10 protein-coding genes and 1 tRNA gene are annotated in these 12,231 nt (G+C 69.1%); 3 read left to right on the top strand and 8 right to left on the bottom strand.

From position 1 onward, the window contains the following. Positions 1-758: 758 nt before the first annotated feature. From KBX39_RS09710 to KBX39_RS09700, 3 genes are all read right to left on the bottom strand, one after another. Positions 759-831 (bottom strand) — tRNA-Arg (locus tag KBX39_RS09710). A 334-nt stretch (positions 832-1,165) separates the two neighbouring features. Further along, on the bottom strand, positions 1,166-2,317 hold the full coding sequence (locus KBX39_RS09705) for a hypothetical protein (protein WP_210870078.1): 1,152 nt from the start codon (positions 2,315-2,317) through the stop codon (positions 1,166-1,168). Positions 2,318-2,323: 6 nt separating this feature from the next. Continuing rightward, on the bottom strand, positions 2,324-2,698 hold the full coding sequence (locus tag KBX39_RS09700) for a hypothetical protein (RefSeq protein ID WP_210870075.1): 375 nt from the start codon (positions 2,696-2,698) through the stop codon (positions 2,324-2,326). On the opposite strand from KBX39_RS09700, the gene KBX39_RS09695 reads away from it, so the two are divergent. From KBX39_RS09695 to KBX39_RS09685, 3 genes are all read left to right on the top strand, one after another. Continuing rightward, entirely contained in the window at positions 2,697-5,045 is a 2,349-nt protein-coding gene (locus KBX39_RS09695) for a DEAD/DEAH box helicase (RefSeq protein WP_210870073.1), read from the top strand. The genes KBX39_RS09700 and KBX39_RS09695 overlap by 2 nt on opposite strands. 94 nt (positions 5,046-5,139) lie before the next feature. Then, positions 5,140-5,706, top strand: a complete 567-nt coding sequence (locus KBX39_RS09690; protein ID WP_210870071.1) for a hypothetical protein — start codon at positions 5,140-5,142, stop codon at positions 5,704-5,706. 2 nt (positions 5,707-5,708) lie between these two features. Beyond that, a complete protein-coding gene (locus tag KBX39_RS09685) occupies positions 5,709-6,356 on the top strand; it encodes a nucleotidyl transferase AbiEii/AbiGii toxin family protein (RefSeq protein ID WP_210870070.1) in 648 nt (215 codons plus the stop codon). 827 nt (positions 6,357-7,183) lie between these two features. Here the strand turns inward: KBX39_RS09685 and KBX39_RS09680 are convergent. The 5 genes from KBX39_RS09680 to KBX39_RS09660 form a co-directional block, all read right to left on the bottom strand. Beyond that, positions 7,184-8,617: an alpha/beta hydrolase gene (locus KBX39_RS09680; protein ID WP_210870068.1), complete on the bottom strand. Its 1,434-nt coding sequence runs from the start codon at positions 8,615-8,617 to the stop codon at positions 7,184-7,186. Positions 8,618-8,957: 340 nt separating this feature from the next. Beyond that, the gene (locus KBX39_RS09675) at positions 8,958-10,142 is read right to left on the bottom strand and encodes a hypothetical protein (RefSeq protein ID WP_247660027.1); all 1,185 of its coding nucleotides are present in this window, start codon (positions 10,140-10,142) and stop codon (positions 8,958-8,960) included. A gap of 34 nt (positions 10,143-10,176) precedes the next feature. Then, positions 10,177-10,767: a SigE family RNA polymerase sigma factor gene (locus KBX39_RS09670; RefSeq protein WP_307849669.1), complete on the bottom strand. Its 591-nt coding sequence runs from the start codon at positions 10,765-10,767 to the stop codon at positions 10,177-10,179. Positions 10,768-11,121: 354 nt separating this feature from the next. After that, on the bottom strand, positions 11,122-11,403 hold the full coding sequence (locus KBX39_RS09665; RefSeq protein ID WP_247660026.1) for a hypothetical protein: 282 nt from the start codon (positions 11,401-11,403) through the stop codon (positions 11,122-11,124). A 285-nt stretch (positions 11,404-11,688) separates the two neighbouring features. Further along, the gene (locus tag KBX39_RS09660; protein WP_016815249.1) at positions 11,689-11,892 is read right to left on the bottom strand and encodes a cold-shock protein; all 204 of its coding nucleotides are present in this window, start codon (positions 11,890-11,892) and stop codon (positions 11,689-11,691) included. Between the last annotated feature and the right edge of the window lie 339 nt (positions 11,893-12,231).

The following is a 12,231-nucleotide window of genomic DNA, read 5'->3' as shown; positions in this document are numbered from 1 at the left end:
ACCCGGCGACCCACCCCACCATCCTCACTGTCTGCCATCGACCCGCCCCCTGGGAGAGCGGGCTGCCGCCCGGCCCGCCACGTCAAGCGGACCTTGACGCAGGTTCGGACGCTGGCGGGCCGGGCGGGGGTCTGCTCGGCTTGCCCGGGTCGATGGCAGGCGGGATGGCCTACCGCAACCACCCACGGACCGTGAGCCGCCCGCGCTCGTAGCGATCCTGCGTGCGCACATCGAGCGGTTCGGGGTCGCCAAGGACGGCCGGCTGTTCCAGAGCGAGCGGGGCAACGTGGTTGCGGCCTCGACGTACTCGCGGGTGTGGGATGAGGCGCGTCGACTGGCGTTGACACCACGTCAGGTTGACTCTCCGCTCGCTGGTCGCCCGTACGACCTGCGGCACGCTGCCGTGTCGCTGTGGCTCAACGCTGGTGTACCGGCGACCGAGGTAGCCGACCGGGCCGGGCACTCCGTGGACGTACTGCTGAAGGTCTACGCCAAGTGCATCGACGGCGCGGAGGCCACCGTCAACGACAGGATCTCTGAGGCTCTGACTGGTGTGGCATGGCCCGCATGATGTCTGCCGTTCCGGATCTTGTCCCGGCGGTATCGGCTGACCTGGGAAGATGCCTTCAAGGTCATTCCGCGTCCGTTCCGCGACCTACGACAAACGGCGGCTTCTGGTGGCACACGGCTGCACACCTGTTCGAATTGAGCGACGTATGTATTGCAAGCTCAGGCAGCGTTTCGGCTGCGTATCGAGGTGCCCCCGGCAGGATTCGAACCTGCGACACACGGTTTAGGAAACCGATGCTCTATCCCCTGAGCTACGAGGGCGCGAGGGCACAGTCTAGCGACCTGGGGTTCACCTGGGGTGGCAGGGAGTGGCCCCCGCTCACCCACGTTCCCCGGACCGCCGTTCTCCCAGCCCAGGAGCACACCTGAGCACACGAACCCCGGTTTGCGGCCGGCGGTCGGCCATGGTGACCCTCGTTGGCACCGGTCCACCCCGGTCGGCATCCGCTGGAGGAGTCTCCAGGTGACTCTGGTTGATCTTGGCGGGCAGGATGAAGTGGCCGGCGTCGACTGTCTGGGGCGTCACGCTGACACGCCGCACCGGCCCTCCACGATCCTCGCCACACCTTGGCGACGGTCAGCGAAGAACCATGCGTCAGGTGTCGAGGCCTGCGAGGTTGAGGCGTTCGAGCAAACTGGGCTTGCGGGCATGCGCCGCCCGGAGCTCGGCCAGCCGGTGCTGGAACGACGAACTGTCCCCGTCGCGTTCGCTGAGTTCGCGCAGGTCGATGAGGAGTTGCACGGCGGTGTCGTACTCGCGGGGTTTCTTGGTGGCGATGAGCTCGTCGACTCGCTGCCAGGCGGCGGGTTGGTCGACTGCGAGGGTGTCGAGGTGCCGTTGCCGGGCTGCTACGGCGGACCGTTCGCGGCGGATCCGGTCGCGTTCGCGTTGCTCAGCGTCCCGTCGTTCCCGTTCGGCGCGCAACCCCGCGGCGGTGGAGAGCAGTTCCCCGGCGGTACGGGCGGCTGCCGGGGTGGGCGTATCAGTGCGGTGTGCGTCGCGGTAGCGGCGCAGCAGTCGGTTGCGCAGGTGGCTGTCGCCGCCGGTGATCAGGTCGGTCAGGATGGCGTCCTTGTCCCGAGCGGGCAGCCCGACGACCCAGGTGCGTAGTTGCGCAGCGGTCGGTTCGCCGGAGGTGGCCGGCGGCGGTCCGGCCGCCGCGGCCGCGATCAGGTCGGGGTCGATGCGTAGGAACTCGGCGACGGCGGTGAGGGACGCGTCGAGGGTCCCCAGCCGGGCGGGGACGGGCGGTTCAGGCTCGTCGTCGGCGATCTCGGCGGACTGTACGCAGCGCAGCCAGGCCAGGTAGAGCAGGCGCAGGTCGCCGGCGGCGAGGCGGGCCCGGACCGGGATGACGGAGGCGAGGAGGCCGTGGCCGTCGAGGTCCCACTCGTCGGTGCCGTCCTCGTCCTCGTCGTGCAGGTCGATGATGACGTGCTTGCCGGTGGTCCACGCGGATGCGCTGTCCCCTTGGCAGTACTGGGAGACGGTGGCGGGGTCGAGCACGTGTTTCGGTAGCCGCAGCATGAGCTGGCGGGTGCCCCAGTTCGTCAGGTACAGGTGCGCGTCGAAGTACCGCTCCATCAGCGTGCGCGGGTCGCCCTTGAAGTCGCCCCACTCGTAGGTGTTGACGAAGCTGGTGGCGGTGATGTCGGCCCGGGTCGACAGCGACCGAAGCTCGGCCCGCTCCCGGCCGGTGAGGGGCCGGTCGACGGCGGTGAACTCGTAGTACTGGTACTCGCTCACCGTGGCCTACCGTCCGGCCCAGTGCCGGTAGGCGTCGATCCACGCGGCGCCGTCCGGCGCGGGGGTGAGCAACGGCAGGTCGAGGAGATCGATCCTCTGCCGGTGGCGACCTCGGGCGCAGACCGCGACGATGTTGTCCGCCGCCAGCTCGGCCTTCCGTACGGTGGCCTCGACGCCGAGGACGGTGGTGGTGAACGGCACCGCCAGATGCTCCTCGATCATGGTGAACAGGCCGGCGCGCTCGTCCTCATGACCGTCCGTGTCGGCGGTGGCTTCCTCGATCATCGCCTCCAGCGCGGCGTTGTCCTTCGATGCCGTCGGCGGAGGATAGCGGACCGGTGCCGGGATGTTCGACGCCCGATGCGCGAGGATGGTCGGCATGGGTTCGGTGGCCGAGTTCGTCGATCTTCGGCGGGAGGTGGAGCGGTTACGGGCAGAGAACGCCCGACTGGGACGTCTGCTGGAGCTGCGCGGCCAGGACACGACTGCGGCGCCGGAGCAGTTGTCCGCGCCGGTTGAGCCGCCAGGGCTGGTCACCATGGCTTCGCCGACTCGGGACAAGCTGGCGTTGTTCGCCGACCGGTTCCGGGCCCGGGCCGACGTGTACGCCGTGCGGTGGGACAACGCCCGTACCGGCGCTGCCGGGTGGATGCCCGCAGTCGCCGGTGGCTGGCGTAAGGGTATGGACCGGCGCGGTGCCACCTACCTGCCCCGCACGACGGAGGTCGTCGCGGCGCATCTGGTCGGCGACGTGTTCATGGGCCTATACCCGCTGATGCCCGGCAACACCTGCCACTTCGTCGTGGCCGACTTCGACGGGCCGACGGCGATGCTCGACGCCCTCGCGTACGTGAAGGCGGCGCGAGCCAGCGCGGTGCCGGCCGCGTTGGAGATCTCCCAGTCAGGCCGTGGTGCCCACGTGTGGGTCTTCTTCACCGGTGCTGTTGCCGCGGCCACCGCGCGGGCCGTCGGCACGGTCCTGCTGCGGGAGGCGATGGTGCTGCGCGGGTCGATGGATCTGCGGTCGTACGATCGGCTTTTCCCCAACCAGGACGTCCTGCCCGAGGGTGGCTTCGGCAACCTCATCGCCGCACCCCTGCAGGGCCGCCGCCGCAAGGACGGGCTGACCACCTTTCTCGACCTCGGCACGCTCGAGCCACACGCGGACCAGTGGGCGTTCCTGTCGACGCTGGACCGGCTCAGCCCCGGCGACGCCGAACACGTCGCCCGGCAAGCGAAGCAAGCCGCCACTGGTGCCGACCTCGCCATGATGAGCCGGTCCGCCGCGACCCAGGTCCATCCACCGCTTCCTTCGGTGGTCCACGCGGAGGCCGGTGCCGGGCTGAGCATCGACGCCAGGCAGCTCACCCCCGCCGCGTTGGCGACGTTCAAGCACGCCGCCGCCATGGCCAACCCGAAGTTCTACGAGCTGCAACGACTCCGCAAGTCCACCTGGGACACCCCACGCTTCATCCAGGGCTACGACCTCACCCTCGACGACCACCTGGTCCTCCCGCGGGGCCTACGGCACACCATCGCCACGATCGTCGAACACGCCGGGTCACGGCTGGCCGTCACGGACGCACGAAACGCCGGAACCGAGATCGACACCGCGTTCACCGCCGAACTCACCCGCAGGCAGGCCAACGCCGTCGGCGCGCTTCTCGCCCACGACGACGGAATCCTGGTCGCGCCACCCGGTTCCGGCAAGACCGTCATGGCCTGCGCCGTGATCGCCGAACGCAACACCTCCACCCTCATCCTCGTCGACCGCAAAGCCCTCGCCGACCAGTGGCGCACCCGCATCCAACAGTTCCTCGACATCAAGCCCGGCCAACTCGGCGGCGGCCGACGCAAGCTCACCGGCACGGTCGACATCGCGCTGCTGCCCTCCCTCGCCCGGCGTGACGACGTCGCCACCCTGACCCAGGGGTACGGGCACGTCATCGTCGACGAATGCCACCACCTCGGCGCCGCAGCCTACGAGCACTCGGTCAAACGGATCGCCGCGCAGTTCTGGCTCGGCCTCACCGCCACACCTACCCGCCGCGACGGCCTCGGCCAACTCGTCACCTGGCAACTCGGACCCGTCCGCCACACCCTGACCGACGAGGAACAAGGCACCCTCGCGGCAGCGATGCACACCGACGCCGGACCACGTCGAGCGCTGTTCATCCACGAGACCACATTCCAGCCCGGCGACATCGACCTGGACGCGCCCGGCGCGCTCGCCGAGGTGCACCGACGGCTGGCCCTCGACGAGCCCCGCAACACCCAGATCGCCGACGACGTCGCCGCAGCCCTCACCCGCGGCCGCAACTGTCTCGTCCTGACCCGACGGGTCGCCCAGGTCGGGGCACTCGCCGCCCTGCTCGCCGCACGTGGACACCAGGCTCTCGTACTCCAAGGCGCGATGAGCACCCGCGAACGGCGGGCCATCGTTGACCGGCTCGACGGCGCCAAGATCGGCGACGGCCTGCTCGTCATCGGCACCACGCCGTTCATCGGTGAGGGCTTCGACGCCCCCGCCCTCGACACCCTCTTCCTCGCCGGTCCGATCTCCTACGACGGCCTACTCGTCCAATGCGCCGGCCGCGTCATCCGCGCCGCGCCCGGCAAGGACCTCGCCGAGGTCCACGACTACCACGACCCGGCCACTCCCATCCTCGCTGCCTCACTCCCACGCCGCATGCCCGGATACCGGGCCCTCGGCTTCACCAGAACATGAGTACATCCCCTCGCGATCATCATGACTGGTCCGCCGGCTTCCAAAGAATGACGTACGCCAAGCGTGCTGGGCCTAGCCTGGTAGACTAAAGGCCATGGGCCGGTTCTCCGAGGATGAGCTGCAGGCGGTTGTCTCCCGGTATGAGGCGACGCGGGCCGCCGCACTGATCGAGCGGGACGAGCAGCTGCGGGCGTTTCACGCGGCCGGATGGCGGCCGGTGGATCTGCAGCGCGTCACCGGGTACAGCCGGGAGACGATCCGTCAGGCGCTACGACCGGAAGTCCGGCGGGCGACGAACCTCAGCCGGCGCAGGATGTCACCCCAGCCGCCAGCGGACTACCAGCCCTACGGCGACCGGAGGCCCTACGTGGTGGCCGAAACCCTCGCCGATCTGCACGGCCCGACCGACGGCTCCGTGACGCTTCCGCGTCACCTCGACTGGTCCGGGCATGCCGAGTACGACCTGAACCGGCCCGCACGCCTGGCCAGCATGTACAAGGTGGTGCTCACCGAAGCCAGCACCGTCGAGGACCTGCACACCTGGCTCGATGCCGACCTCCTCCGGCGACTCTGGCCCACTCTCTGGCTGCCATCCCAGCTCCGCCAACGCTGGGAGGACGCCTTCCCCGAACTCGCCGCCACACGCAGCAACGCGGCATAGCGGTGGACCCCTTCCACGAACGCCTCGCCCGTACCGGGCTCGCGGCGGCCGACCGATACGGCTTCGCGCTGGCCGGCGGTTACGCGGTCCAGGCCGCTGGGCTCCTGGAGCGGCCCAGCGAGGACGTCGACCTGTTCACCGCCTGGGACCGCCGCGGCGCCTTCACCGCCGCAGTCGCCGCCGTCGTACACGCCTACCGAGACGACGGCCTCACCGTCGAGACCGAGCGGCAGTACGACACCTTCGCCCGGCTCACAGTCACCGATGGCGCGCGGGTTTCCAAGGTCGAACTCGGCGTGGACTGGCGCGCCAACGAACCGATCCTCATGGCGATCGGACCCGTCCTCCACCCCGACGACGCGGTCGCGAACAAGATGAGCGCCCTCTACGGACGAGCGTTCGCCCGCGACTTCATCGACATCGACGCCACGCTCCGATCCGGCCGCTACACCCGCGACGCCCTCCTCGCCCTCGCGCAGCGCGCCGACCGTGGGTTCGACCCGCGCATCTTCGCCGACGCCCTCGGACAAGCCACCCAACTCGATCCCGACGACTTCACCCAGTACGGCGTCACCGGCCCAGTGCTGGACGATCTCTTAAGCCGATTCGCCGAGTGGCGCCGCGAACTGCTCGACTACGAGGAAGGGTGACTCGGCTTCCGACTCACGGCAACGTTGAGCCTGCACCCGCAGTACCCACCACCTACGTTCCTCGGACCGTCGTTCGCCCAGCCCAGGACCACCCGCGGAGCACACGAACCCCGGGTTGCGACCGGCGGTCGGTCGCGGTGACCCGCGTCGGCACCGGTTGACCCGGGTTGGCATCCGCTTGAGAAGTCTCCATGTGACTTCAATTGATCTCGGCGGGCAGGGTGGGCCGGCTGGCGCGGGTGGGGTTGCGTCGGCGGCGAGCAGCCTGGTTCAGGCTGCGGCGCGGATCACCCGGTGCCGGTCGAGTGAATTCTTGGGGCCGCGGATGAGTGCCCGGACAACGTCAACGCGCGTCGCCGGGCGAGAGCGAGGATGGCTTGCCGATGGTTCTTTCCTTGCTCGCGCGGTCCGCCCATCAACATCGAGAGATCGAAGTATGTAATCGCCGAGATGCCGGTCCGTTCGGTTGTCCCGCGACCGGCCCGGGCTGGCTGCGCGACCGGCAGCCTGGCCGATGGCGGTTACCGCATCGGACTCGAGGCCCGGGACACCGTCACCGGCCAGATCCTCGGCCGGGCCGACGTTACGCACGGGCGGGAACAGCGGGCCCCCACCACCTCAAGGTGATCAACCAGCGCACGTACTCCGGCGGCATCCACCGTGGCGCGGGCGCAAAGTGCGCTGCGGGCACGGCGACCTCCAGGTCGCCGTGCCCGCGGGTCTGCGCGCCGTGGAACAGATCCACCACCTGGCCAGCCGTGACGTACCAAGGAACTGCGGAGGCGTCGGCCAAAACAGCGCGGATGTCAAGCCCTCACGCGTCGACATCAGGAGGGCGCACGACCACCAGCCTGAAGCGGACGAGGGCCGGACAAGAGAGTCGTCTGCCCGTCGAGGGACGGGCGGTCGCCCTCGCCCACCCGCGCCGAACCATCCGTCGGAACCTCGGGGATCGGCGTTCCCTCGCACTCCGCTCCCCGTTTCGGCAGCTTGCCGTTCAGCAGGTAGTCGTCGATGGCGGCGTCGACGCAGGCGTTGGTGCCGTGGACGACGTGGTACCCATCGCGGGGAACGCTGAGGAGCCGGTGCCCGAGCAGGTCCGCCATCGCCCGACCGCCCTCGTACGGCGTCTGCGGGTCGAACTCCTCCTGCACGACCAGCCCCGTCGGGTAGCCGCTGCGGCGCAGCTTCACCAGCGGCTCGACCCGCTCCACCGAGCCGAAGGTGCACTCACGCGGAGAAACCGCCGAAGCACCCCAGCCGTATGGGAAGTGCTCGGAGAAGTAGCGCATGTCCGCGTAGTACACCTTGAGGTCGGCGGGCCATTCGGCCTCGCAGTTGACTGCCTCCCAGACGCCATTGCTGGTCGGCGGCGGGTCGGCCTGGATCTCTTGCTGAAGAGCCAACGCCCGGCCCAGGTCACCCGGCACGTCCGAGGGTGTCTCGACCTGCTGACGCAGCCGGCTCGCCGTCGCTGCGAAGAAGTCCCAGTACGCCACCTCGTTGGTGGCCCCGATGAGGCTGTCGAACTCGGTGCCGTCGTACACGAAATCACCCTGGTCGATCGGGCGTTGCTCCAGCTTCGCCCGGGTCCGTTCGATCGTGGCGCGCACCTGCGACCGGGTGGTTCCCAGCCCGTAGATTCCGTTGCGCTCGGCCACCCACGTCATCCAGGCGTCGGCGGTTCTACGTTGGGCGATTGCTTGTTGCTTCCACGCCTCCCGCCATATCCATTGCGGGTGGATCGCGGAGTCCAGGACGTTGCGGTTCAGTCGCTTCGGAAAAAGCGTGCCGTAGACGGCCGTCACGTACGTGCCGTAGGACTTCCCCATCAGGTTCAGCTGACGCTCACCCAGGACCGCGCGGACGATGTCGAGATCTCTGGCGTTGTTGGCGGTGGTGAAGTAGGGACGCCGGGCACCGTCCGCGCGTTCGCATTGCTGATCACGCCTGCGGAACTCCTCGGTGTACGCCCGCATCTGCGCGTCGGTGAAGCGCGTCCTACCGGACAACTGCACGCTCGTGCCCTCGCACAGCAGAGGCTGCGACTGCCCGACACCGCGCGGGTTGTACCCGATGATGTCGTACCGCGTTGACAGCGCCTCGTACGCCGGGTCCTCCGGCGCGTAGATTCCCTGCCCGCCCGGCCCACCGGGGACCTCGACCAGTACGCCGAGCCGGTTCGGCTGATCGCTCGCCAGGCGCCGGGAGAGCTCGACGGTCTCCCGGGGGCCGTCCGGCCGCCGGTAGTCCAACGGCACCCGCACAGTCGTGCACTCCACCGCCGGGGACGCGCTCCCGGCACGGGGAAGCGCGGACGCCGAAGCATCCGGTGACCGCCTCGGTGGCACCGGCGGGCGGGGGCAGGGTCCCCACGCAGGACGCTGCGCGTAGAACTCCGCCAGTCCGACCGGCACCGCGTCGGACTTCGGCGCGGTGTTCGCCTCGGCGACAGGCACCACCTGTACGCACAGAGCCGCTGTTGCCGTGGCAATCAGACCGGCCTTTGCTCTGCGTCTCATCCCAAGCCTTCATTCTTCGCGACAGGAGCCGCTGAAGCGGCCCTGCGGAACAGCACCGTCGTGGTGCCGGCGCTGGCCGTCATGGCCGCAGGGCGGTCGCGGCCGGAGTCCAGGTCGACTCGTCCTCGACGTCGGCGACCGTGATCCCCTTGGCGATCTTCTCCAGCTCGACCCGCGGCAGCGTGTTACCGGCACCATCGGGGCTGACCTCGACTACGACTGCGCCGTCGGCGCTCCGGACCTGGCACCAGATGTCGACCTGCGGGCCGTCCCACCCGGGCCGGTCGGGTACGTCGTAGCACTTCGTCACACCGGGCTCCGGCGTCTGGTTCGCGCTGCTGCTCGGGATGACCGAGATGTGGAACCCGTCTTTGATGCCACCCTCGCTCGCCTCGTACGGTGCGGTCAGCCCGGTGGTGGGCGCGGCGGACCTGGTGTACGTCGCGCCGCCGTAGTCGCCGCCGCGGGCCGAGGCGATGCCGCCGAGGCCCGCCGTGGCGTGGGTGCCGATCTGCAACGGCACGTAACCGTCCGGCAGGTAGCCCACCGTGAAGGGCACCAGGGCCGGCGTCGGCCTGCTGGGCTTCAGGCCTTCGACCAGGCCGCCCAGCTCCTCGAAGCTCGGCGTGGCCTTGTCGCCGGAGTACGACGTGACAGCCGCCCAGGCGTTGTCGGCGTACTCCCAGGCGAAGAGCTTGTTGCCGCCATCCACCGGGCGCTGCGGGTCAAGGCCGACCGGCAGCGTCGCCTGCACGGCCCTGCGCCCGGCCACGGTGACGTTCGCGCCGTCCTTGATCCCGGCCGGGTCGAAGGCACCGGGCCGGTAGACGGTCAGGTACGCCAAGAGGGCCGGCTTCCCGTTTTCCTTGTTCCGCAAGAACGCGTCGCCCTGCTCCTCCACCTCCTGGCGGGTCATGGGCTTGTCGTTCGAGGTGTGACCGTCGGAGTAGACGGGAGCGATCTGGTACGCGGTGGACGCGACGATCGGGTCCTGCACATGCAGCGTGCCGGCGTCGTACCCGGTGAAGGTGAAGGTGAACGACGCGGCGTCGGGCCACTCGGCCCCGGCCGGCTCGGACGCCGCCGCACCGGCCACGAACGGCGCGGCCGGGGGGCTCTGCTGCGCACCCAGAGCCGGTACCACGAACGCACCGGCGACCACGGCCACGACGAGGCCCGCCGCGCCGGCTGACGCGAATCCGGCCCGACGGCGGCGCTGCGCCCGCCGCCCTGCCGTGATGATGTCGTCGACGGTGCGGGACATCGGCGGCTCATCGCCCGTTACCGCGTCCACGAGATCATGCAACCGCATGGGTCCACTCCTTTATCGATGGTCCGTTGAGATCGGTACGGTCGCCGCCGAGTGACTCGCGCAGCTTCGCCAGGCCACGGGACACCTGACTCTTGGCCGTGCCCACCGTGCAGTTCAGGACGCTGGCGGTGTCCTCCAGGCTCAGATCCAGGTAGTGCCGGAGAACGACCGCGGCTCGCTGCCGGGGTGGCACCGAGTCGAGCGCCGCCCGCAGGCGCATCCGCTCGTCGCTCGCGCCGGCGGGGTCGCGCAGCGCGATGTCCGGCATGGCGTCACCGGCCGACCGCTCGCGCCGCCACGGCCGACGGGTCTCGTCGACCGCGGCCCGGTAGACCATGGTCTTGACGTAGAGATCGGGCCGGTCCAGCTTCCGCCAGCGGGGATAGAGCTTGACCAGAGCATTGGCCACGGCGTCCTCCGCCGCGTGCCAGTCGCCGCAGGTCACGTACGCCAGCTTGCGCAGTGACGCCATTTCTGACGTCACGAACTCGCGGAATGCTTGCTCGTCTTCGGCTATCAAGTGCGCTGCCTCCTCGTGACGGAGGTAGAACGGAACCGCCCACCCGGAAAGTTGCACCGCTCGAAGAGGTTGGCGGATCGACAGGATGATCGAGCGGGTTCTACGGTCGCGCCGACGCGCTCTGAAGAGAGCATCGTCGCGGTCGAGCAGGTGGTGGTACCGGGCACTCCGAGGACCGAGAGGGCGTGGTCTGCTGATCTTCAGCACCGGGCGCGAGGTGCCGGTTCGGGGTCCGGCCGACGGCGCTGGTTCAGTGGCTCCGAACGCCTGGCTGGTGAGTTGGAAGATCAGCTCGTGGTCGGCGGACAGAGCAAGGTGCGCACTCTCCTGGGACGATCCTGCCCTCGTCGCTGCGTCGGCGCAGATCGATCGCGTCGAGCTGCGATGTAGCGGCGGCCGTGCGGCGTACGATCAGAATGGCGCGGGTCCGCGGCCTGCCAGCGACATCAATACCTGCGTGGCGAGTAGCTTGCGTATGCGGGTGACGGCGACTGTCCCCACCCGATCGTAGGGCAACTCCAATTGCAGCCCCTGGTCTGCGTTGCGAAGGTCTGCCGTGATCTCGTCTGGACGGAACGTGCCGCTCCAGCCGTTGAGTCCTCCGCGCTGGTTGGTGCTGAGGGAAGCCATGCCGGAGATGCAGGCGCCGTCGGCCAGGATCAGCCTCGCAGGACCGGAGTAGGTCGTCGTCATAGTCATCAACCCTTCAGAATGTAGCGCCGTGCACCCCGGGCCCTGGCTGTCTGACAGTCATGAGGAAAGGCGTCGAGTCCGGCCATGGTGAGCTCCAACTGGACCGCGACCGTACGTGCCTCGACCGTCAGGGCGGCGGCGGAGCGGTATTCGGCTCGTGAGGGATAAGGGTCGATACTCTGCCGACCTTCTGCCGATCAGACGATTCTCGTGATGCCGTGGCGAGCATGAGACGCCGAACGGCGGCCCGCTGAACCAGTCGGGCCGCCGTTCAGAAAGTGTGGATCAGAGCGGGCGGATGTTTTCCGCCTGCGGGCCCTTCTGGCCCTGGGTGATGTCGAACTCCACCTTCTGATTCTCGTCGAGGCTGCGGAAGCCGCTCGCCGAGATCGCGGAGAAGTGGGCGAAGACATCGGCGCCGCCGCCGTCCGGGCTGATGAAGCCGAAGCCCTTGTCGGCGTTGAACCACTTCACGGTGCCTGTAGCCATGTCTGCTCCTTCGCAGGCTGTTAGAGACCGCACGGTGCGGACCCTTACGCCGCCGCGTTGATGACCCGCGTCGAACCGACACGAAAAACGAAAAGCGCCTGGATGGGTTTCAGATGCCCCATCAGGCGCCGGAAAACGTCTACGGAAATCAAAACTGCAACCCGGCCACCGTAGCACATGATCCGTCGTTGAGCCGATGGCGACGAGTGGGTCCCCACGGAGCTTGCTTCCCTGCGGAGGCGCGCCCGGATCCACGCCGTGCTCGGCCACCGGCGGCCGACAGCCGCTCGACCGCCGGCTACGAACAGCAACATCCCGGCCGATGGCCGGGATACGAAG

Origin of the sequence: Micromonospora sp. D75, assembly GCF_018070405.1 — a bacterium.
Classification (GTDB): domain Bacteria; phylum Actinomycetota; class Actinomycetes; order Mycobacteriales; family Micromonosporaceae; genus Micromonospora; species Micromonospora chalcea.
This window is presented reverse-complemented; position numbering and strand designations above follow the sequence as displayed.

Coding starts and splice junctions, on each gene's coding strand:
- KBX39_RS09695 (WP_210870073.1), top strand. CDS start 2,697: ATGGGTTCGGTGGCCGAGTTCGTCGATCTTCGGCGGGAGGTGGAGCGG.
- KBX39_RS09700 (WP_210870075.1), bottom strand. CDS start 2,698: ATGCCGACCATCCTCGCGCATCGGGCGTCGAACATCCCGGCACCGGTC.
- KBX39_RS09690 (WP_210870071.1), top strand. CDS start 5,140: ATGGGCCGGTTCTCCGAGGATGAGCTGCAGGCGGTTGTCTCCCGGTAT.
- KBX39_RS09675 (WP_247660027.1), bottom strand. CDS start 10,142: ATGTCCCGCACCGTCGACGACATCATCACGGCAGGGCGGCGGGCGCAG.
- KBX39_RS09665 (WP_247660026.1), bottom strand. CDS start 11,403: ATGACGACGACCTACTCCGGTCCTGCGAGGCTGATCCTGGCCGACGGC.
- KBX39_RS09660 (WP_016815249.1), bottom strand. CDS start 11,892: ATGGCTACAGGCACCGTGAAGTGGTTCAACGCCGACAAGGGCTTCGGC.